Annotated in this window: 11 protein-coding genes; 7 read left to right on the top strand and 4 right to left on the bottom strand. The window is 67.1% G+C overall.

All coding sequences use genetic code 11. The features are described 5' to 3' along the window. The first annotated feature begins 792 nt into the window (after window positions 1-792). The 4 genes from ABIB29_RS12980 (at window position 793) to sufU (ending at window position 8211) form a co-directional block, all read left to right on the top strand. The gene (locus ABIB29_RS12980; protein WP_354173221.1) at window positions 793-3528 is read left to right on the top strand and encodes a LuxR C-terminal-related transcriptional regulator; all 2736 of its coding nucleotides are present in this window, start codon (window positions 793-795) and stop codon (window positions 3526-3528) included. Between the two features lie 117 nt (window positions 3529-3645). Beyond that, on the top strand, window positions 3646-6318 hold the full coding sequence (locus tag ABIB29_RS12975; RefSeq protein ID WP_354173220.1) for a LuxR C-terminal-related transcriptional regulator: 2673 nt from the start codon (window positions 3646-3648) through the stop codon (window positions 6316-6318). Window positions 6319-6426: 108 nt separating this feature from the next. Further along, window positions 6427-7731 carry a SufS family cysteine desulfurase gene (locus ABIB29_RS12970; RefSeq protein ID WP_502915610.1) on the top strand — a complete coding sequence of 435 codons (1305 nt, stop codon included), beginning with the start codon at window positions 6427-6429 and terminating at the stop codon, window positions 7729-7731. A gap of 12 nt (window positions 7732-7743) precedes the next feature. Then, window positions 7744-8211, top strand: coding sequence for a Fe-S cluster assembly sulfur transfer protein SufU (sufU, locus tag ABIB29_RS12965; RefSeq protein ID WP_354173218.1), 468 nt, complete (start codon window positions 7744-7746; stop codon window positions 8209-8211). Here sufU and ABIB29_RS12960 read toward each other — a convergent pair. Genes ABIB29_RS12960 through ABIB29_RS12950 form a run of 3 tightly spaced genes read right to left on the bottom strand, consistent with a single transcriptional unit; the run spans window position 8208 to window position 10514 of the window. Further along, a complete protein-coding gene (locus ABIB29_RS12960) occupies window positions 8208-8429 on the bottom strand; it encodes an SCO4848 family membrane protein (protein ID WP_354173217.1) in 222 nt (73 codons plus the stop codon). The two genes, sufU and ABIB29_RS12960, sit on opposite strands and share 4 nt — an antisense overlap. A 3-nt stretch (window positions 8430-8432) precedes the next feature. Then, complete coding sequence (locus ABIB29_RS12955; protein WP_354173216.1) at window positions 8433-8930, bottom strand: DUF2505 domain-containing protein; 498 nt, start codon at window positions 8928-8930, stop codon at window positions 8433-8435. Between the two features lie 48 nt (window positions 8931-8978). Next, window positions 8979-10514 carry an SDR family oxidoreductase gene (locus tag ABIB29_RS12950; protein WP_354173215.1) on the bottom strand — a complete coding sequence of 512 codons (1536 nt, stop codon included), beginning with the start codon at window positions 10512-10514 and terminating at the stop codon, window positions 8979-8981. 337 nt (window positions 10515-10851) lie between these two features. On the opposite strand from ABIB29_RS12950, the gene ABIB29_RS12945 reads away from it, so the two are divergent. The 3 genes from ABIB29_RS12945 (at window position 10852) to ABIB29_RS12935 (ending at window position 20622) form a co-directional block, all read left to right on the top strand. Next, window positions 10852-15900 carry a peroxidase family protein gene (locus tag ABIB29_RS12945; RefSeq protein ID WP_354173214.1) on the top strand — a complete coding sequence of 1683 codons (5049 nt, stop codon included), beginning with the start codon at window positions 10852-10854 and terminating at the stop codon, window positions 15898-15900. A 192-nt stretch (window positions 15901-16092) separates the two neighbouring features. Then, window positions 16093-19785, top strand: coding sequence for a transcription-repair coupling factor (gene mfd / locus ABIB29_RS12940; RefSeq protein WP_354173213.1), 3693 nt, complete (start codon window positions 16093-16095; stop codon window positions 19783-19785). Window positions 19786-19791: 6 nt separating this feature from the next. After that, complete coding sequence (locus ABIB29_RS12935) at window positions 19792-20622, top strand: metal-dependent hydrolase (RefSeq protein ID WP_354173212.1); 831 nt, start codon at window positions 19792-19794, stop codon at window positions 20620-20622. 66 nt (window positions 20623-20688) lie between these two features. On the opposite strand, the gene ABIB29_RS12930 is transcribed toward ABIB29_RS12935, so the two are convergent. Then, complete coding sequence (locus tag ABIB29_RS12930; protein WP_354173211.1) at window positions 20689-20919, bottom strand: hypothetical protein; 231 nt, start codon at window positions 20917-20919, stop codon at window positions 20689-20691. Window positions 20920-20929 lie beyond the last annotated feature (10 nt).

Genomic DNA, 20929 nt, shown 5'->3' with positions numbered 1-20929 from the left:
AGTAGGCATCAGGCTCCCCGGGTATGGGGACCGCGTAGCCGGACCACTTCAGCGTCGCGAGCCGGCCTCCGCGGCAAGTACCCTCGACCACAGGTTCGATCTGAACGGGTCACGAATTCGAGTACGCACTACCGGTGCGCGGATGGCGTCCGGTTCGCTAGATTGTATTCAGCATCAGGAACCACCCAGCACCAGGAACCACCCGGCAACAACACCGACAAAGGACGCTAAGCGTGGAACCATCAATGCGTAAGAGGTCCGGGCACTGCGATGAAGCTGCCAGAATCGCTTGCGTGGGGAACGATGGCTCACTCTGGTGCAACAGACATTAAATCCGCTCCGAACAGGTCTCCCGAATGGTTCCCGCCAAGTGCGTGAACCCCTTTGACGGAGCCGACGGCGTCGGAACCTTCTGAGACCGAGGTTCCTCCCCCCAGCCGCCGTCGGCTCCCTAAGTTTTCAGTGGCCGCAGTCCTGGCTCGGCCGCCCGCAGGACGGGCGGCCGTGCCAGAGCTGTGATGGCGGGAGCAGGATCATGCCGCGGACGGCACCCTCCCAAGCCTTGGCGACACGGACACCCGGCTGGCAGAGCGTCCCGCCTCCCAGCTGGCGGGACGGGCCCGACTACTTGGGTCTGAGCGCTTTCCGGCCCGCAGATCCTGAGTACATCCACGTAGCCCAGGTCCCGTCGCCACGCTGGTAATCGAGTAGCACCTACGCATCCCTAAATTTACTGCTGTCCATAAGTTGGACTTATCGGTAGTCATAACTTTGATTGCGAAGGTCTCTCTCATGTTTCAGCAAGAAGCCGGTGTGCCTGCGGGCAGCGGCAGAACAGATGTGATGTCAGCCGCCCAACGTCAGGGGAAGGGGCGGCCCGAGAAGCGCTACGCACGGCACAAAACCGTTGAGGATGTGGTGGCGGCGCTGACCACGGGATCGGGTTGCGGGGCTGTCATCGTGGGGGAACACGGGGCTGGAAAGTCCTTTATTGCCCAGCGGGCCCTTGAACAGCTGGGGGACGACTACCTGGTGGTCCAGGTCCGGGGCAGTTCCATTTCCTCCAAACTCCCGTACGGCGCCCTGAGCGTCCTGCTTAACGAGCTCGATGCCTCCCACCTTGAGCACCCCCTCATGGTGCTGCGGGGGTTGACCCAGCTGCTTCATACCCGGGCCCAGGGCCGCAGCGTCGTGCTCTTTGTCGATAACGCCCATGATCTCGATGAGCTATCCACCATGATGGTCGCCCAGCTCTGCGCCGGCGGACACGTCCTGCTGCTTGCAGCGTGCGTTGACCTGCCCAATCTGGGCAGCGACATCATGGGACTCTGGAAGGACGATTTGCTGCGCCGGGTGGACGTGGGCCCCTTCGACTTCCGCGAAACGGCTGACAGCCTTGCCCAGGAGTACGGCGGGCATTTCTCCCACACCGCGGCACGCGCCCTCTGGAACGCCAGCGGCGGCAACGCGCTCTTCCTGCACTCACTGGCACGGGAGCAGATCAAGCTCGGAATTATTGTCCGGCACGAGAATTCCTGGGTTTTAGGGGACAAACCGGTGGCTCTGGCCGGTGAAATCCGGGATGTACTCAAGGCCCGCCTGAACCGGCTCAGCCCGGGCCAGCGTGATGTCTTCGAGCTCTTGTCGCTCGCCGGAGCCCTGCCTCTGCAGACCCTGATGAGCGTGGCCCGGGCCCAGGACATAGACACCCTGCAGGAGCGGGCGCTGATCCGCGTCAGCCATGACCACCCGCCCATGGTGAGCATCGCCAACCCGGTCACGGCCGGCATCGTTGCCAGCGTGGTGCCGCCCGGCCGCAGTGCCGAGCTTCGGCGCCGGTTGGGAGCTGTGCTCCAGGACCAGGACCTCAACGAGTTCACGGGGTCCACGGCGGTCGCCTGGGCGCTGGACTGCGGGGAAGAGGTGGATCCCAGGCTGGCCCTGGCGGCGGCCAGACTCGCGAACAAGGCCTCCGACCCGCAATCCGCCCTGAGGTTTGCCCGGGAAATCGCGGGCGGGGAGAAACTGGCGGAAGTGGCCGTCGAATCTGCACGGGCGTTCATCGCCTTGCACAATGACGACGCAGCCCGCCGCATCCTGACTGACGTGGAACAGGGGGCCGGTGACGGACTGGCACTGGATGAGTGGGCCTCGCTGCAGCTGCTGTGGGCTGAACTGGACAGGCGCAGCCCCGCAACACCGGCCGGCGCCCTGGCCAGGCTGCAGGATATTGAGTTGCGGCTCACAGTGTCCGGGGACACCGGGGCGGACCCGGGGTCCGTAGCTGATCGGGTCCGGCTCGCCTATGCCGAACTGGCCGCCTTCGAAGGCCGGTATGGGGACATCCTGCAAATGTTAGACGATGTGGACTCCACCGACCTCGGCAGCGAATCAAAGATCATTGCCGCGAGCCTGTTGAGTGAGGCGAAGGCTGTCACCGGCGACGTCCTGGGCGCCGTCGGCCTCGGCCGGCAAGTAATTGTTGCCGCCGGCACCCTCGACCTTTCCGACTCGTCGATCCGTGAAATCCGCGGGCGGTTCCTGTTGCTCCTGCTGTTGTCCGCGAGGTTCCGGGAGGCAGCAGACTTCCTCGCCGACACCGCGGAATCCTGGGACCAGCAAGCCCGGCTTGGCGGTATGTTCGAGATCGGCCAGGGGATTGTGGACCTCCATCGTGGTGATCTCACGGGGGCAGTTCAGCGGCTGCAGTCCGGGGTCTGGCAGCTCAAGGTGCACGATCCGGATGCTGTTGCCGGACTCGCAGCCGCAGCCTGTGCGTATGCCTTCGCGCTCCAGGGAGATGAAGAAAAAGCCGGTGCCCTGCTGGTGGAAGTCGAGGAGCCGCAGCCCCAGGCATCATGGCTCGTGAACCGCATCGCCCGGTACTTCGAACTCTCTGCCAAGGCGGAAATCGGGCAGAAGACCGAGGCCCTCCGCGCGCTGAAGCTGGAAGCTGACGTTGACACGGACGCGTTCGCGCTCGCAACCGGCTTGCAGTTCCTCTCAGCGGTGGCCCGGCTGGGAGACCGCCAGGCCAGCCAGAAGCTCAGTGGCCTCGCGGAGCAGGTCACAGGGCACTTCGCCAGCCTGTGCTCGCGGCTTGCGGAAGGGCTGGCGGATGCCGACAGCGAGGAGCTTCTGGCGACCTCAAAGGACGCCGATGCGGCAGGCCATGCGGTCTTCGCCCGGGATGTGACCAGGAAAGCAGTCAGCTGTGCCAACGAGGCCGGGAACCGGATCTCCCTCCGGATGGCCCAGCGTACCCAGCAGTCATTGGAAGACCGGTTCGGCAACCCCAGAAACGGCGTACTCTCACTGCTGACCTCGACGTTGACAGCCCGCGAATCGGAGGTGGCGGTCAGGGCGGCCGCGGGTACGTCCAACCGGAAGATCGCTGACGAGATGCACGTATCTGTCCGCACCGTCGAGGGCCACCTCTATCAGGTGTATGCGAAACTCCACGTCGCGAGCAGGTCGGAACTCAAAGATGTCATCTCCGGGCCAGTGGAACACGCCCGCCTCGGCTAATCGACCGGGCGCCCTCATCTCCCGGCGATCCGGGCGGTCCGGGCGGACCCGGCGACCTCGTCTCCGGGCGGTCCGGGAGCCGGAGTGCTGCCCGAGCTGTCGCAGGGAGGCCCGCAGGTGGAAGGCCTGACTGAGTCCGCCACCCTGGTTGGCCGGTCCGGCGTCGTCAAGGACATCGTCAAATGCCTGCGCGACGGCGTCACCTCCGGCGCCCTCATCGTCGGTAACCCGGGCACCGGTAAGACCGCAGTTTCCAGGGCAGTCATCCGGGACCTCCGGCCCCACACTGCCGTAATCCGGCTCGCCGCAACTCCGGCATTGTCGGCCGTACCCTTCGGGGCGCTCTCGCCCTATTTGGGCGAGCTGCCCGCCCATGATCTGGATTCCTTTGCCGCCGTCGTCAAGGTGGTTACGGACAGTATCAAGTCCCAGCCGAGCAAACCGCTCTTCGTGATCGATGACGCGCAGTGCCTGGATCGCGGGACAACACAGCTGGTTGCCCAGGCCGTAGCGACCGGTGCTGCCAGCATCCTGGCCACGTGCCGGCCGGGTTTGCTGATCCCCGAGGAATTCCTGGCGCTCTGGGACGACGGGATAGTGGCGAAGTTTGACCTCGAGCCGCTCACCCGGGCCGAGGTGCACCAGCTCTGCGAGCAAGTGCTCCGCGCCGATGTCTCGCCGTGGGCCAGCGCGCTGTTCGCAGATGCCTCGGCCGGTAACCCGTTCATGCTGCTGTCCTTGATCGAACACGCCCGGAACACGGGGGCCCTGGCCCTGCGCCACGGCACCTGGTTCCTGATCTCGTCTCCAGGTTTGGCCGACATTCCTGTGGCCGACCTGATCGGTCACGAGCTGCGGGCGATGTCCCCCGAGGAACGGACAGCCGCGGCGATAGTGGCACTGGCGGGACCGTTGTCGCTGGGGCAGCTGTTGGGGTTCGGCGGCCCGAAAGCAGTCGACGCCCTGGAACGGGCCGGTATCATCAGCGTGTCACGAGGCGCCGACCGCACGGTCCGTCCCGCGAGTCCGCTGATCGGAGAGATAATCCGCCGTTGGGTTCCGGCGGGAAAGAGCGCCGGATTGCGTGCCAGCTTCGTCTCACTGCCTCCGGCAGGGTCAGTGCCCCCGGAGGCTTTCCTGAACCGGGTTCGGTGGGCGCTGGACTGCGGAGCCGCCGTGCCGCCGGACGAACTCCTCAAAGCGGCGTGCACCGCCAACGTCGCCCTCGACGCCCGGACCGCGTTGAGGACGGCGGAAGCAATTTCCGATCACGCGAAGCTTCCCGAAGCCCGGTTGCAGATGGCCTATGCGCGGTACCTGTCGGGTGACCGCCAGCAGTCCGCAAAATTCCTGCAGCTCGCGGATCCCATCCCGAACGAAAACTCCCGCTATCTGGCGGGCCTATTGTCCGCCCGGCTGGCCAGCCGAACCACGACGCCGGGAACCGGCGCCGCACCGGACCGCAGAGCCGGACCGGCCGACGTCGGGCTTCCGCCCAGCGGCCGGCGGGCCTTCCGCGGCGACGCCGGAGCGGGGCCGTCATGGCTGGATCTGGCCGCGATTGCCCTGGCGGCGGGGACCGCCGGCAGCCAGCTGAACGGCAGCCAGGAGGACGGCGAAGGCGGGCTGACGCGCCTGGTTATGGCCGCCGGTGAGCGGCAGGAAATCAAGATCCCGGCTGAGTCGCTGCTCGCCGAACTGCTCTGTGCCAAAGGCCGGGTGGTGGACGGCCTGGGGCTGGCCCGTGAGGCCTGGCAGGGGGCGCAAAGCGCCACCCTGGCCTTGCCTCTTGTCTATGAAGACCTCCTGGTGCGCTACAGCCTGAGCCTGAACTGGGCGGGGGAGTGGGAAGCGCTCGCCGAAGCCCTCGATGAGTACGAGGCGGACTATCCGTCGCGGCTGCTGCTCAGCGGGGGCATCCTGCACTTGATGCGGGGCCTCGCCCGTGTCCGTCAGGGGCGCATGCCCGAGGGAATCGCCGAACTCGTTCTCGGCGTTGAGGATCTCACGATTGCCGATCCCTGGGAATTGCTGCCCTTCGCCCATTCGGTCGCCGCGTACGCCGCCTCCGTGGTGGGTCACGCGCGGGAGGCCGAGGAGCACGCGACCGCCTTCCGGCTGTCCCGGTACCGCGGGCCAGGGGCAGTCCCGCTGCTCGCCGAGGCGTACTCGACCGCGGCCGGCGATGTTGCCGAGGTCAGCAGGAGGCTCGCGGGCCTGGCGGAGGAGGCCAAACGGCAGGGTTTGCGGGGGATCGAGACGGACATCAGGCGACTGGCCGTGCGCCGCGGGGACACGGCAGCGGCGGATGGACTTGCCCGAAGCAGCCTCGCGGTTGAAGGGCGGGAGGCCGGCATGCTGCACGATTACGCGCTCGCGGTGCTCCATGCTGACGACGCCGAACTCGTCAGGATCAGTGACAAGGCGCTCCGCGCCGGCTTTGTGCTGCTGGCTCTCGAAGCGGCGCAACAAGCGGAACGTTGTCTCGCCGAAACCACGGACAAGCGGAAACTGCTGGCTGTCCAGCGCAAGATCCAGAACCGGATGACCGCTGCTGGAATGGCTGCCCACATTGACCTGGTCCGTCCGGAACAGGATGCGGAACTCACCGCCAGGGAAACCGAAATCCTGGACCTGGTGTCCGGCGGAGCCACAAACGCCGAGATAGCCAAGCAGCTCTGCGTGTCCCAGCGGACCGTGGAAGGACACCTCTACCGGGTATTCGCCAAGCTCGGCGTCAGCCGGCGGGTCGATCTCATCGACACCGGCGGAGACTCCCACCGGCCCTAGGCTTCAGCGGGGCGCGGCGGCAGCACCGGCAGAATGGTGGTGCGCCGTTCCGTGGGATGATGGAGAGTAGTCCATTTCACCCGATCCGAGGAGGCCAGCGTGGCTTTTGTGCCGACGTCAGAGTCCCGGGCCCTGCTCTCGCCAGCCCTGACCGACGACGAGGTGTTGCGGATCCGCAACGACTTCCCCATCCTGTCCAGGCCCATGGGCGGGCACCCCCTGATCTACCTCGACTCCGGGGCGACCTCGCAGAACCCGATCAGCGTCATAGAGGCCGAGCAGGAGTTCTATGAACAGCGGAACGCCGCCGTTCACCGCGGTGCGCACCTGCTGGCCGTGGAGGCCACGGAGTCCTTCGAGGATGCCCGCGAAACCCTGGCTGCCTTCCTGGGCGCGGGCGCCGACGAGATCGTCTGGACCTCCAACGCCACCGAGGGCCTGAACCTGCTCAGCTACGCATTCCTGAACTCGTCCCTGCCCGGCGCCGCCGGGCCGGCGGCGCGTTTCGCGCTGGGAGCCGGCGACGAGATTGTGGTCACCGAGATGGAGCACCACGCAAACCTCATCCCGTGGCAGCAGCTCGCGGAGCGAACCGGCGCGACTCTTCGTTTCATCCCCGTCGACGACGCCGGTGCGCTGGACCTGGACGCCGCCGCCGGCATCATCGGCCCGGCCACCCGGGTCCTCGCCTTCAGCCACGCCTCGAATGTCCTGGGCACCATCAACCCGGTCAAGACTCTTGTGGGGATGGCCCGCCAGGTCGGTGCGCTGACCGTGCTGGACGCCTGCCAGTCCGCGCCGCACCTGCCGCTGGACGTGCAGGAGCTGGGCGTCGACTTCGCGGTCCTCTCGGGACACAAGATGCTGGGACCCACCGGCATCGGCGTGCTGTACGGCCGGTCGGAACTGTTGAACGCGCTGCCGCCGTTCCTCACCGGGGGATCGATGATCACCACGGTGACGATGGAACGGGCAGGCTTCCTGCCTGCCCCGCAGCGCTTCGAAGCGGGGACCCAGAAGGTTTCCCAGGCCATCGCACTCGCCGCGGCGGCGAACTACCTCACCGAGACGGGGATGGACCGCATCCACGCCTGGGAATCCCTGCTCGGACAGCGCCTCGTCGACGGTCTCTCATCGATTCCCGGCATCCGGGTCCTCGGGCCGGCCCCCGGGCAGGAACGGATCGGACTGGCCTCCTTCGACGTCGCCGGTGTGCACGCGCACGACGTCGGGCAGTTCCTGGACAGCAAGGGCATTGCCGTCCGGGTGGGCCACCACTGCGCGCAGCCGCTTCACCGGCGCCTCGGCCTGACGGCCAGCACCAGGGCCAGCACCTACCTGTACAACACAACGTCTGATGTGGACGCGTTCCTTGAGGCTGTCGCCGGGGTCCGCGCCTACTTTGGAGCCTAAGGACTTTCCCGCATGAGCCTTGAACAGCTGTACCAGCAGATCATTCTGGAACACGCCAAATTGCGTACCGGCAGCGGGCTGGCGGAGACGCCGGCCCCGGCGGGGACGTCGTCCGGGCAGTCCCACCAGCTCAATCCCGTCTGCGGGGATGAGATCACCGTCCGCGTGGCGGTGTCTGACGGGAAGGTCGCCCAGCTGCGCTGGGACGGCGCCGGTTGTTCGATTTCCATGGCCTCGGCCTCGGTGCTCGCCGAGCTGGCCGAGGGGATGGACGTCGGCAGCTTCACGGCGGTCATCGACAACTTCCGGGACGTCCTGCGGTCCCGGGGGAAACTCGCCGCGGATCCCGAAATCCTCGGCGACGCCTCCGCCTTTGAAGGTGTTTCGAAATACGCCGCCCGGGTGAAGTGCGCCATGATCTCCTGGGTGGCGGCCGAAGACGCCCTGGCCCAGGCCCTGGCGCCCAGCACCAGCCCTTAGCCGAGCAGGCCGGCAATCCCGATGGCCGCCGTCGCCGCCCCGAGCAGCATCGAGACGCTGACCAGGCCGACGTGGACGGTGAGGAAGCGGGTGGCTGTGCCGTTCGTGTCGCGCGACCGGGGATCCTTCATGACCCGGCGCAGGAACTGCGGCCAGACAACCAGGGACCAGACGCCGGCCACGATCAGAACGACGGCCAGGATTGCCGGCAGCTCCATGAGCTAGTGGCTTTCGAGCCAGGCCTGCGCCTGGGTGGACTGGATATTCAGGGCCTTGCCCACCATCGGTTCGGCCGCTTCGGCGATCTTGCCGCCCAGGAAGGGCACCGAGGACGTCACCGTACCCTCCAGCTCGATCCGGGTGCTGCCGCCGTCGGAGACGAGGCGCTGGACGGCACTGACGTCCAGCGGCGCGCCCGAGACTTTCAGCGTGATGTTGCTCAGCCGGGAGCCATCGGCAGCAGGGGCGTCCCAGCTCTCGAGCTGCGTCACTTTCAGGCTTTCGCCGACGAACTTCCGGGCAATGTCCGGCATCCGGTTGGTCGGGATGGTCCGCACGGTCGTGGTGCTGAAGGCACCGGCGGTATCACCATCGACGGAGAACGATTCAAGGGTGCCGCCGACGAGTTCACTCGTGTGGCGCAGGAAGTCCTCATTCACGAAAACAGCGGTGACGCGGTCAACGTGGTGCGGAAGGTTGGTGGATGCACTCAATGCCATGGGGGTCCTCCGTGGGGGTGGAACTGCTCGTTTCGGGCTCCAAACATCCTACGCGGTGTGCCCGGCTGGCTCCGATTCCTGATCCTGCAGAGCCTTCGCCGCGGCCGTGATATTCCGCGACATGGCTGGGAAGATCAGGCTGTGGAACGGCAGGACCGCCAGCCAGTACAGGCGCCCGCTGAGGCCCTTCGGGAAGAATATTGCCCGCTGGCGGTAACGGCTGCCGGTCCCCTCCGGCTCCACCGACAGCTCCAGCCAGGCCCGGCCCGGCGCCCGCATTTCGGCGCGCAGCCGGAGCAGCCGGCCGCGATCGATCCGCTCCGCCCGCCACCAGTCCACCACTTCACCTTCGGCGAGCAGGTGCGGGTGCCGCCGGCCGCGCAGCAGCCCGGCTCCGCCGGTGAGCTTGTCCAGCCAGCCGCGGACGCGCCAGGCCAGGGGCATGGAATACCAGCCGTTCTGCCCCCCGATCCCTTCGATAATGGTCCAGACGTGTTTGGGATCGACGTCGCTGGAGAAGCTGCGCTCATCGAGGTAGACGAGGTAGCCGGCCCACTCGGGGTCGGAGGGGAGCGGATCGGCGTCGGCGCCCGCACTGGCCCAGGTGGTTTCCACCTGGCCGTCGCGCTCCTTGCTCAGGGCGAGGGCCACCGCCCCGCGGTAAGGGGTGAGTCCTCCTTCCGGCGGCGGGATATACGCGTCAATGTCGTGTTCCCGGGAGACGGCGTCGTGCTGGAGGGACTCCACGAGCGGCAGGGACATCGATAGCGGAATCGGTGTGGTCAACGCTACCCACATTCCCGCGAGCTTGGGGGCGGGAATGGGAAGCGCCAGCACCACGCGGTGCGGGAGGCCGGCCTCCGCAGCGTAATCCTGCATCATGCCCGCGTAGCTGAGGACCTGGCGGCAGCCGATGTCGAAGGTACGGTTGATCGGGCCCTCGAGCGATGCGGCCCCGACGAGGTAGTGGAGCACGTCCCGAACCGCGATCGCCTCGATCTTGTTGCGCACCCAGCTGGGGGCGGGCATCAGGGGCAGCGTCTCGGACAGGTGCCGGATCATCTCAAACGACGCCGAACCGGAGCCGATCACGACGCCCGCCTGGAAAACGACGGCGTCGACCGGGCTGTCGAGGAAGACCTTGCCCACGGCTTCGCGGGATCTCATGTGGGTGGAGAGTTCGGCGTTGGCGGGATGCAGGCCGCCCAGGTAGACGATCCTCGCCACGCCGGCGTCGGTTGCGGCCCGCGCCGCAGTCTCGGCCATCGCCTTTTCCTTGGACTCAAAGCCCGATCCGGCCGCCATGGAATGGACGAGGTAATAGAGCACGTCGACGCCGTCCAGGGCCGCTCGCAGGGCATCGCCGTCGTCGAGGCTGCTCTGGACGACCTCGACGTCGGCCAGCCACGGAACGCCGGCGATCTTGGCCGGCGTGCGGACCAGGACCTTCACGGTGTGCCCGGCTTCCAGCAGCCTGGGGACCAGCCGGCCGCCGATGTAGCCGGTCGCGCCGGTGACCAGCACCGTTCGTGGCTTGCCGTTCGGTGCCGGCGGGGTCTGTGCGGATTCGGGGGTGGCGGTCATGGTGACTCCTTGTCGTCTATGAAGCATTCGGAGCGCCGGGCCGTTCGGACGGCCGTGTATCCTGCCAGCCTAGCCCGGCGGTCGCCCGTGCCGGCAGGTCCGCGACCCGCAGGAATGAACGATCCCATGCGGAGCCGCCCCCATGAGGGCAACGCCCGCTCTCTCACGGGCACCTTCCAGCTCTCTCCTGGACCCTGCTCCCTGCTGTTGCTCCTGCACCTTCCGGCTCACGGGTCCCAAGAATTTTCCAAGGCCCCAGGGCGAAGCTGGAGCTATCCAGTGAACCGAGTGACCACATCGAGGGGGGAGCCGGTGCGACTCGATGGAGGAACAAATCATGGCGAAACATCGTCAGACCCGGGGGAGGGACGGCGGCCCCCGGGCCCGAGGGACGGCACCAGGGGTTACGCGCAAAGTCGCGGCCGGTGCGCTCGCTCTGCTGCTCAGTGCCGGGGTGGTCCCGTCCGTGCTGGCGCCGGCGGTTTCCGCGGCGCCGACCGGTCAGGGATTCACACTCAATGCAGGCGACATGCGGTTCATTCTGAAGCAGATCAAGATCGCCGAAAACCACGCCACCAAGGAGGACGCCCAGGGCAATGATGTGGCCGGCCAGCCGCTCATGGGCTTAGGGCCCAACCAGATTGCCAACCCGCTGCTGCCCTACGGTCTCCGCACGGTGGACGGCACGGAAAACAACCTGGTGGCCGGCCAGGACCACTTCGGTTCGGCGAGCAGGGCATTCCCCCGGCTCTCGGATCCGGAGTGGCGCACCTCGTCCGGCGGCCAGAGCTACCAGTCCGTAAACGCGAACGTGACCGACAACGGTCCGCGCTTTGTCAGCAACGTGATCGTGGACCAGACCGCCACCAACCCGGCGGCCGTGGCGGCCGCCGGCAAGGCGCACCGCACGGTCAATGACAGCCCGACGGCCGTCCCCTGTGACGGCAACGGGCTCCCGGAAAACTGCGTGCCGGAGGGTGCAACCCTTGACATCCCGAACGTCACGACCGACTTCGGGCTCTCGCCGCCGTACAACGGTATGTTCGCGCTGTTCGGGCAGTTCTTCGACCACGGCGTGGATTTCACCAAGAAAACCAAGAACTACGTCATGATGCCACTCGCCGAGGACGACCCGCTGTACGTTCCGGGCGGTCGCACCAACTTCATGCTGCTCAGCCGGGCCGAAAACCAGGCCGGCCCGGATGGAACCCTGGGCACCGGCGATGATGTCCAGGACGCCACCAATACCGATTCGCCCTGGGTTGACCAGAGCCAGACCTATGCCTCGCATCCCTCACACCAGGTGTTCCTGCGGGAATACGCCCTGGACGGGAACAACAAGCCGGTGGCCACCGGCGAACTGATCGAGGGCCAACCGGGCGGCATGGCCACGTGGGCAAACGTCAAGACGCAGGCACAGGAACTTCTCGGCCTCGACCTGTCGGACTATGACGTCGCCGACATCCCCAAGATCGCGACCGACCAGTACGGCCGCTTCCTGCGCGGACCCAACGGACTCCCGCAGTACGAGACCGCCACCGGCCGGGTGGAGGGCAACCTGACCGCCCCGGTAGCGCCACCGGCAAATGTGGAGCGCATCGGAATCGCCTTCCTGGACGACATCGCCCACAACGCGGCGCCGTTCAACTCCCAGACCGGGCTGCCCCTGACCGCCGACGGCGACGGCGAGCTCAACCCGGTCACCCAGCCCCTCGCTAATCCGGGAACCTACGACGACGAGCAGCTGGCCGCGCACTTTGTTGCCGGCGACGGACGGGTCAACGAGAACATCGGCCTGACGGCCATCCACCAGGTGTTCCACTCGGAACACAACCGGCTGGTCGGCTACATGCAGGACCTCGTCACCACGCAGAACATTGACCTGAACGAGTGGAAGCTCCCGAACGGTCAATGGAACGGTGAACGCCTGTTCCAGGCAGCACGGTATGTCACGGAGATGCAATACCAGCACATCGTTTTCGAGGACTTCGCCCGCAAGATCCAGCCCGGCATCAACCCCTTCAACGTGTTCACCCAGTCGGACACCGGGATCGATCCCGCGATCAAGGCAGAGTTCGCGCACGCCACCTACCGGTTCGGGCACTCGATGCTGACCGAGACGATCGACCGGAAGACCAACAGCGGCACGGACATCGGAATGCCGCTGCTGGACGCCTTCCTCAATCCCACCGCCTACTACTCCAGCACGGTGGGCACCCTGAACCCGAAGCAGGCCGCCGGCGCCATCGCCATGGGCATGACGGACCAGGTGGGCGCTGAACTCGACGAGTTCGTCACCGACACCCTGCGGAACAACGTCCTGGGCCTGCCCCTGGACCTTGCCTCGCTGAACCTGGCCCGCGGCCGGGAAACCGGCGTCCCGTCCCTGAACAACTTCCGCTCCCAGCTGTACGCCAGCACCGGCGAGTCCTCGCTGAAGCCGTACACCAGCTGGGTGGATTTTGGCCAGAACCTCAAGCACCCGGACTCCGTGGTGAACTTCATGGCGGCCTACGGCACGCACCCGACTATTACGGCCGCGACGTCGATCGCTGACAAGCGGGCGGCTGCCCAGCGGCTCTTCGACATGGATACGGCGGATGCGCTGACTCCCACGGACTCCTTCGAGTTCGTCAACAGCTCCGGCGCCTGGGCGGACGGGGCCACCGGACTGGGCACCGTCGACCTTTGGGTGGGCGGTCTCGCCGAGTACCAGAACCTCTTCGGCGGTCTGCTGGGCTCGACCTTCAACTACATCTTTGAACGCCAGATGACGGACCTCCAGGACGGGGACCGCCTGTACTACCTCTCCCGCACCTCGGGCCTGAACCTGCGGACCCAGCTGGAAGGCAACTCCCTCGCCGAGCTCATCATGCGCAACACCGACGCCTCTGCCCTCAAGGCTGATGTGTTCGGCGTCGCGGACTGCGAGTTCGAAATGGCCAACATCACCGCGACCACCGGCAACTCCGTTGCCGATGATCCGGCCTCGGCCTGTGATGAATCCGCGCTCCTCATGCGGATGGCGGACGGCACCATCCGGTACCGCGTCAGCAACACCGTCGACCGCCCCGGGCTCAACGCCCAGTCCACCTTCAACGGCAAGGACAACGCGGACCCCTCGCTGGCAGTCGACAGGATCTGGGGCGGCATCGACAACGACACCGTCTGGGGCAACAACGGCGACGACATCATCGAAGGCAACGATGGCGCCGACACCGTCCTGGGCGGCGAAGGACACGACCGCATCACCGATTCGCACGGCGACGACGTCCTCAAGGGCGGACCCGGCAACGACGCGATCGACGCCGGACCCGGCCTGGACATCATCATGTCCGGTGAGGGCCACGACTTCTCCAACGGCGGCCTCAACGGCAACGAAACATTCGCCGGGGAAGGCAACGACCTGGTCCTCGCCGGCGACGGCCCCGACACAGTGTTCGGCGGCGGCGGCGATGACTGGCAGGAAGGCGGAAACTCCAACGACCTGCTGCAGGGCGACAGCGGCGCACCCTTCTTCGACGACATCAACGCTCCGGGCCATGACGTACTGATCGGCGATTCCGGTGAAGACGACTACGACGCTGAAGGCGGCGACGACGTGATGGTCGCCGGCCCCGGCATCGAACGCAACCACGGGGTGTTCGGCTTCGACTGGGTCACGCACGCCCGCTCGATCGAACCGGCCGATTCCGACATGCGGATGATCATCGTCGACGGGCCCAACGCCCTCAAGGACCGCTTCCTCCTGGTCGAGGCCCTCTCCGGCTGGGACAAGGATGACGTGCTCCGCGGCGACGACGCGGTGCCCTCGGTGCCCAACACCGAGGTCCACGTCGAGGGTCTCACCAACGAACTGGACGCGGCCGGCATCGCGCGGATCAACGGACTGGCGGACCTGCTGCCCGAAGGTGCCACGACCTTCGGTGCCGGCAACATCATCATCGGCGGCTCCGGCAGCGACGAGATCTGGGGCAACGGCGCCGATGACATCATCGACGGTGACAAGTGGCTCAACGTCCGGCTCAGTGTTGTCAACGACCAGGGCGAGGAAACCCGGACCGTCACGACCCTGACGGAGCTCCAGGCCGACATCATGGCCGGCAACATCAATCCCGGCAATGTGAAGATCGTCCGGGAGATCCTCTCCAGCCCGGGCGAAGCCGATGTCGACACGGCCGCGTTCTCCGGGGCCCTGGACGAGTACGACATCAGCACCGTCGACGGCGTCACCACCGTGGTGCACGTCGGCGGCCGGGCAGAAGACGGCACGGACCGGATCACCAACGTTGAAAAACTGCGGTTCTCCGACCAGACCATCGACGTCATCCCGGCCGTTGTCGAGGCGCCCGCTGCGCCTGCTGCCCCCACCGCAGTTGGCGGCAACACAACAGCGACGGTGAGCTTCGCGGCACCCGCGGGTGCTGACACGCTCAACCTCCTGGTCCGCACCGGCGGCACCGTCGTCAACACGATCGAAGGCATCGCCGCCACGGAGACGAATCTCCAGGTGGTCGGCCTGGCCAACGGCACCGCCTACAACTTCCAGGTTGAGGCCGTGAACGCGGGAGGCACCAGCCCGCGGTCCGCGGCCTCGAACGAGGTGACTCCCGGTGCTCCGGCGGCGTCGATGCGGTTGAATGACTTCAACGGTGACGGCAACACGGACGTGATCTCCCGTGACGCTTCGGGGCAACTGTGGCTGTACCCCGGCACGGGGACCGGTGACTGGTTCACCCGGATTAGCCTCGGCGGGGGCTGGAATGTGATGACGTCAATCGTCAGCGCCGGTGATTTCAACGGCGACGGCGATGCCGATGTCATCGCCCGGGACACCAGCGGGGAGCTGTGGCTCTACCGGGGCACCGGGACCGGCGACTGGCTGCAGCGCCAGAGTCTCGGCGGAGGCTGGAACGTGATGACCTCCATCGTGGCCCCGGGTGACTTCAACGCGGACGGCCGGGCGGACCTGATCGCCCGGGACAGCAGCGGCGAACTGTGGCTCTACCCGAACGACGGCGCCGGCGACTGGCTCACCCGGGTTGACCTGGGCGGCGGCTGGAACATCATGAGTTCCATCGTGGCCCCGGGCGACTTCAACGCCGACGGCAAGGTGGACCTCGTAGCCCGCGACAGCAGCGGTGAACTGTGGCTCTACCCGGGCAACGGGCAGAACGAATGGTTCACCCGCGAGAGCCTCGGGGCGGGCTGGAACACCATGAACGCCATCACCGCACCCGGTGACATGAACGGCGATGGCAAGCCCGATGTGATCGCCCGGGACACCAGCGGGCAGCTCTGGCTCTACCCGAACGACGGTGCCGGTGACTGGTTCACCCGGATCGACCTCGGCGGCGGCTGGAGCCCCATGACGGCGATCCTGTAACCGTCAGCTCCACGAGGAAGGTCCTCCGCATCCCGGCCGGGAAGCGGGGGACCTTCCTCGTTGCCTCCCGGACCACACTCCTGGTGCGGACCTGCCTCCGGGCTGCGCGGTAGGCTGGGGGGACCCGGGATTCTCACGAATTCCGGCTATTCGTGTTGCCTGCACCCCGTGATCCCTTCAGGAGCAACAGCTATGAGCCTCAACGGCCCCTCTCTCACCGGTTTGCGCCGTGTCCTCGCCGAAGACCGGAACTACGCCCGCGTCCGGTCCGAAGCCGCCCGCGGTTTCGCCGCCCGCAGTGAGGACTACCAGATCAGCGCCCCCGCCGGGCTGCGCTCGGCGCTGCTCGCGGAAATGGCCGATGGGCTTGCCGCGTTAGCGGAAAACACAGAAGACACAGCAGCGGACGGCACCGCGGCGGCGGGAGGCCGCTGCCTCGCTCCTGTCGTCCTGGCCATCACCGCGACCGGACGTGAAGCCGAGGACCTCACCGAGGCGCTGCGCGCCTTCCTGCCGGCCGACGCCGTCGCAGAATTCCCCAGCTGGGAAACGCTCCCGCACGAACGGCTCTCACCGCGTTCGGACACCGTGGGCCGGCGCCTGTCGGTGCTGCGCAGGCTCGCGCACCCCGAAACCTCCCCAAGCGGCGCGCTGCGCGTTGTCGTAGCCCCGGTGCGCGCCGTCGTCCAGCCGATCGTGGCGGGACTCGGCGAACTCGTCCCGGTCACCCTGAAGGTGGGCCAGGAGGTCCCGTTCAGCGATGTCGTCCGGAGCCTCGCCGACGCAGCCTACGCCCGCGTGGACATGGTGACCCGGCGCGGCGAGTTCGCCGTCCGCGGCGGCATGCTGGATGTCTTCCCGCCCACCGAGGACCATCCCCTCCGGGTGGAGTTTTTCGGCGATGAAGTGGACCAGATGCGCTGGTTCGCCGTCGCCGACCAGCGCTCGCTGACCGCGCCCGGTGTGCACCACCCCACCGAACTGCACGCCCCGCCGTGCCGCGAAATCCTGATCACCCCCTCCGTCATGTCCCGGGCCGCGACGCTGAAAGCACAGCTGCCGGCCGCCGCGGACATGCTGGAGAAGATCGCCGGCGGCATCGCCGTGGAGGGCATGGAGTCCCTGGCCCCGGTGCTGGTGGACGCCATGGTGCCGTTCCTGGACCAGTTCCCGGCCGGCTCGATGGCGGTCGTGATCGAGCCCGAGAAGGTCCGGACCCGCGCCCACGACCTCGCTGCCACCAACGAGGAATTCCTCGAGGCGGCCTGGTCGACGGCCTCCGACGGCGGCACCGCACCCCTGGATTTGAGCTCCGCGGCGTCGGCGGCCCTGCACTCGGCCAGCTTCCGTTCCCTGACCGAAACCCGCTCCGCGGCCCTCGAGCACGAGGTGTCCTGGTGGTCGATCACTTCGCTGGCCACCGACGAGGAACTGCTGCCCGACGTCGACGTCCTGAACCTGCATGCCCGCGAACCCCGCGGCTACCAGGGCGACGTCGCCGAAATGATGGACTTCATCGGCTCCCACGTGCGGGATCAGTGGCGGATCGTCGTCGTCACCGAGGGCCCCGGACCCGCCCAGCGCCTCGCCGAACTCTTCCACGACAACGACATCCCCTGCGCCCGGGTCGACACCCTCGACGGCGACCCGCAGGCCGGGCTGATCGAGGTGACCACGGCCGCCGTCGGACGCGGTTTTGTCCTGGAGCCGCTCAAGCTCGCCCTGCTGACCGAGGCCGACCTGCTGGGCCGGACCTCCGCCGGTTCCACGAAGGACATGCGCCGGATGCCGTCGAAGCGGCGGAACGCCGTGGACCCGCTGCAGCTCGTGGCCGGCGACTCCGTGGTGCACGAACAGCACGGCATCGGCCGGTTCGTGGAACTGATCCAGCGAAAGATCTCAGTCGGCGGCTCGAAGGATTCAGTCGGGGTCCGCGAATACCTCGTGCTGGAGTACGCCCCGTCCAAGCGCGGCGCCCCGGGCGACCGGCTCTTTGTGCCCACCGACCAGCTCGACCAGGTCACCCGCTATGTCGGCGGGGACACCCCTGCGCTGAGCAAAATGGGCGGCGCGGACTGGGCCAGCACCAAGTCCAGGGCACGCAAGGCCGTCAAGGAAATCGCCGGCGAGCTGATCCGGCTCTACTCGGCCCGGATGGCCTCCCGCGGCTACGCCTTCGGCCCGGACACCCCGTGGCAGCGCGAACTCGAGGAAGCCTTCCCGTATGTGGAAACCCCGGACCAGCTGACCACCATCAACGAGGTCAAGGCGGACATGGAACGGGAAATCCCGATGGACCGGCTGATCTCCGGCGACGTCGGCTACGGCAAGACCGAGATCGCGGTCCGGGCGGCGTTCAAGGCCGTCCAGGACGGCAAGCAGGTCGCCTTGCTGGTGCCCACCACGCTGCTCGCCCAGCAGCACTACGAGACCTTCACCGAACGCTTCTCCGGTTTCCCGCTGGTGGTCAAGGCGCTGTCCCGTTTCCAGAGCGGCAAGGAGGCCAAGGAGACCGCCGAAGGAGTCAAGGGCGGTTCCGTGGACGTCGTGATCGGCACCCACCGGCTGCTGTCCAAGGACTTCGCGTTCAAGGACCTCGGCCTCGTGATCGTGGACGAGGAGCAGCGCTTCGGCGTCGAACACAAGGAAGCGCTCAAGAAGATGCGCACCAACGTGGACGTCCTGGCGATGAGCGCCACCCCGATTCCGAGGACCCTGGAAATGTCGCTCACCGGCATCCGCGAGACCTCCACCCTGGCCACCCCGCCCGAGGAACGCCACCCGGTCCTGACCTACGTGGGACCGTACACAGACAAGCAGACCTCCGCGGCGATCCGCCGCGAACTCATGCGGGAGGGCCAGGTGTTCTTCGTGCACAACCGGGTGTCCACGATCGACCGCACCGCCGCGAAGATCCGCGAACTTGTCCCGGAGGCCCGGGTGGAGGTGGCGCACGGGCAGATGTCCGAGAGCCGGCTCGAGCAGATCATCGTGGATTTCTGGGAGAAGCGCTTCGACGTGCTGGTCTGCACCACCATCATTGAGACCGGCCTGGACATCTCCAACGCCAACACGCTGATCGTGGACGGGGCGGACAAGTACGGCCTGTCCCAGCTGCATCAGCTGCGCGGCCGCGTGGGCCGCGGCCGCGAGCGCGCCTACGCGTACTTCCTGTACCCCTCGGAGAAGCCGCTGGGCGAGGTGGCGCTGGAACGGCTCAAGGCCGTCGCCACCCACAACGAGCTCGGCGCCGGCATGCAGCTGGCGATGAAGGACCTCGAGATCCGCGGCGCCGGCAACCTGCTCGGCGGGGAGCAGTCCGGCCACATCCAGGGCGTTGGCTTCGACCTTTACATCCGCCTGGTCGGCGAGGCCGTCGCGGACTACCGTGGCGAGGCCGAGGAGAAGGCCGCGGAGATGAAGATCGAGCTGCCGGTCAACGCGCACCTGCCGCACGACTACGTTCCCGGCGAACGGCTGCGCCTCGAGGCGTACCGCAAGCTCGCCTCGGCCATCACCTACGAGGCGATCGACGAGGTGCTCGCGGAGCTCGTGGACCGCTACGGCGAGCTGCCGCTGCCGGCGAAGAACCTGATCGACGTGGCCCGCTTCCGGGTCGGCGCCCGCGAGGCCGGGCTCAGCGACGTTGCCCTGCAGGGGAACTTCATCAAGTTCTCCCCGGCGCAGCTGCCGGAGTCCAAGCTCATGCGGCTCACCCGGATGTACCCCGGTGCGCAGTCCAAGCCGGCCCTGGACGCGGTCCTCATTCCCAAGCCCAAGACCGCCCGGATCGGCGGCCGGGACCTGCAGGACGCCGAGATCCTCGAGTGGGCCAACGGCGTCATCCGCAACATCTTCTCCGACGCCCCGCTCACAGTGGCTTAGCCCGTGATGGGAGGACACCACGCCGCGTCGGGAGCCGCGGCGTGGGTGGCTATTGCCTCGACGGGGCCGTACACACTGGGCTGGTATCCGCTGGACGCGACCGGGATCGTGATCGGCGGAATGGCGACGGCGGGGACGGCCCTGGTCTGCGACTGGGACCACCGTTCCAGCACGGTGGCGCATTCGCTGCCGCCGCTGTCAAACGTGATCGCCGTCGGCATCGAGAATGTCTCCGGCGGGCACCGGCAGGGCACGCATTCCCTGCTCGGCGCGGCGTTCTTCGTGTTGCTCGCGGCGCTGGCCGGGCAGCTCCAGCTGCAGACGGACTGGGGGCTGCTGTCGGTGGGCGCCGGGCTGCTGTGCATGTTCTTGATCAACATCGCCGCCAAAGCCCTCAAACTCTTCCCTAAGTACGGCTGGATCAGCAACTGGGTCTTCGCCCTCACGATGGCCGGGCTGGTGACCTGGTTCGCGCCGCACCAGTGGACCTGGCTGCCGGTCTCGATGCTGACCGGGGTGCTGGTCCACATTGTCGGGGACATGATCACCACCGGGGGAGTGCCGCTGCTCTGGCCCATCGTGATCAAGCCGCCGAAGCTCCTGCGGAAACTGCCGCTGCTGAGGAACATCTGGAGGTCCAACGGGGCCTTCTCCATCCCCCTGCTGGGCCGTGCCGGCTCGCGGCGGGAATGGTTCGTGCTGATTCCGGTCAGCGCCTACGCCATGATCGGAATGTTCGGCGCCGTGCTGGCACTGGCCAAGCTGCACTGGCCGGACGCCGTGGCCGTGGGGACCGGCCTGGTCCAGAGCCTCTTCGGGGTGCTCGCCGCCGCGTAGCAGCCCCGCTTAAAGAACTGAAGCTCCGCAAGATGCGGAGCTTCAGTTCTTGAAGTAAGTGCTGCTTTAGAATTCGCCCGCGGAATCCGAGCGGCCGGTGACGGTCTGGGGAATCCAGAATGCCAGGGCGAACAGGCCGAGGCAGGCGGCCATCGGCCACGGGTTGCCCAGCGTCAGGAAGCTCAGGGAGTAAAGGGAACCGCCGAAGAGGACCATCATCAGGACGAACAGGATGATGCTGGAGCCGAGGCTGTTCTCGTTCTGCGGCGTCGTGGCGGTGGTGGTCTTGCTGGACATTCGTTCCTCC

The sequence above is a fragment of the Arthrobacter sp. UYEF36 genome (genome assembly GCF_040547025.1).
Taxonomy (GTDB): Bacteria; Actinomycetota; Actinomycetes; order Actinomycetales; family Micrococcaceae; genus Arthrobacter.
This window is presented reverse-complemented; position numbering and strand designations above follow the sequence as displayed.

Coding starts and splice junctions, on each gene's coding strand:
- ABIB29_RS12980 (WP_354173221.1), top strand. CDS start 793: ATGTTTCAGCAAGAAGCCGGTGTGCCTGCGGGCAGCGGCAGAACAGAT.
- sufU (WP_354173218.1), top strand. CDS start 7,744: ATGAGCCTTGAACAGCTGTACCAGCAGATCATTCTGGAACACGCCAAA.
- ABIB29_RS12960 (WP_354173217.1), bottom strand. CDS start 8,429: ATGGAGCTGCCGGCAATCCTGGCCGTCGTTCTGATCGTGGCCGGCGTC.
- ABIB29_RS12955 (WP_354173216.1), bottom strand. CDS start 8,930: ATGGCATTGAGTGCATCCACCAACCTTCCGCACCACGTTGACCGCGTC.
- ABIB29_RS12950 (WP_354173215.1), bottom strand. CDS start 10,514: ATGACCGCCACCCCCGAATCCGCACAGACCCCGCCGGCACCGAACGGC.
- ABIB29_RS12945 (WP_354173214.1), top strand. CDS start 10,852: ATGGCGAAACATCGTCAGACCCGGGGGAGGGACGGCGGCCCCCGGGCC.
- mfd (WP_354173213.1), top strand. CDS start 16,093: ATGAGCCTCAACGGCCCCTCTCTCACCGGTTTGCGCCGTGTCCTCGCC.
- ABIB29_RS12935 (WP_354173212.1), top strand. CDS start 19,792: ATGGGAGGACACCACGCCGCGTCGGGAGCCGCGGCGTGGGTGGCTATT.
- ABIB29_RS12930 (WP_354173211.1), bottom strand. CDS start 20,919: ATGTCCAGCAAGACCACCACCGCCACGACGCCGCAGAACGAGAACAGC.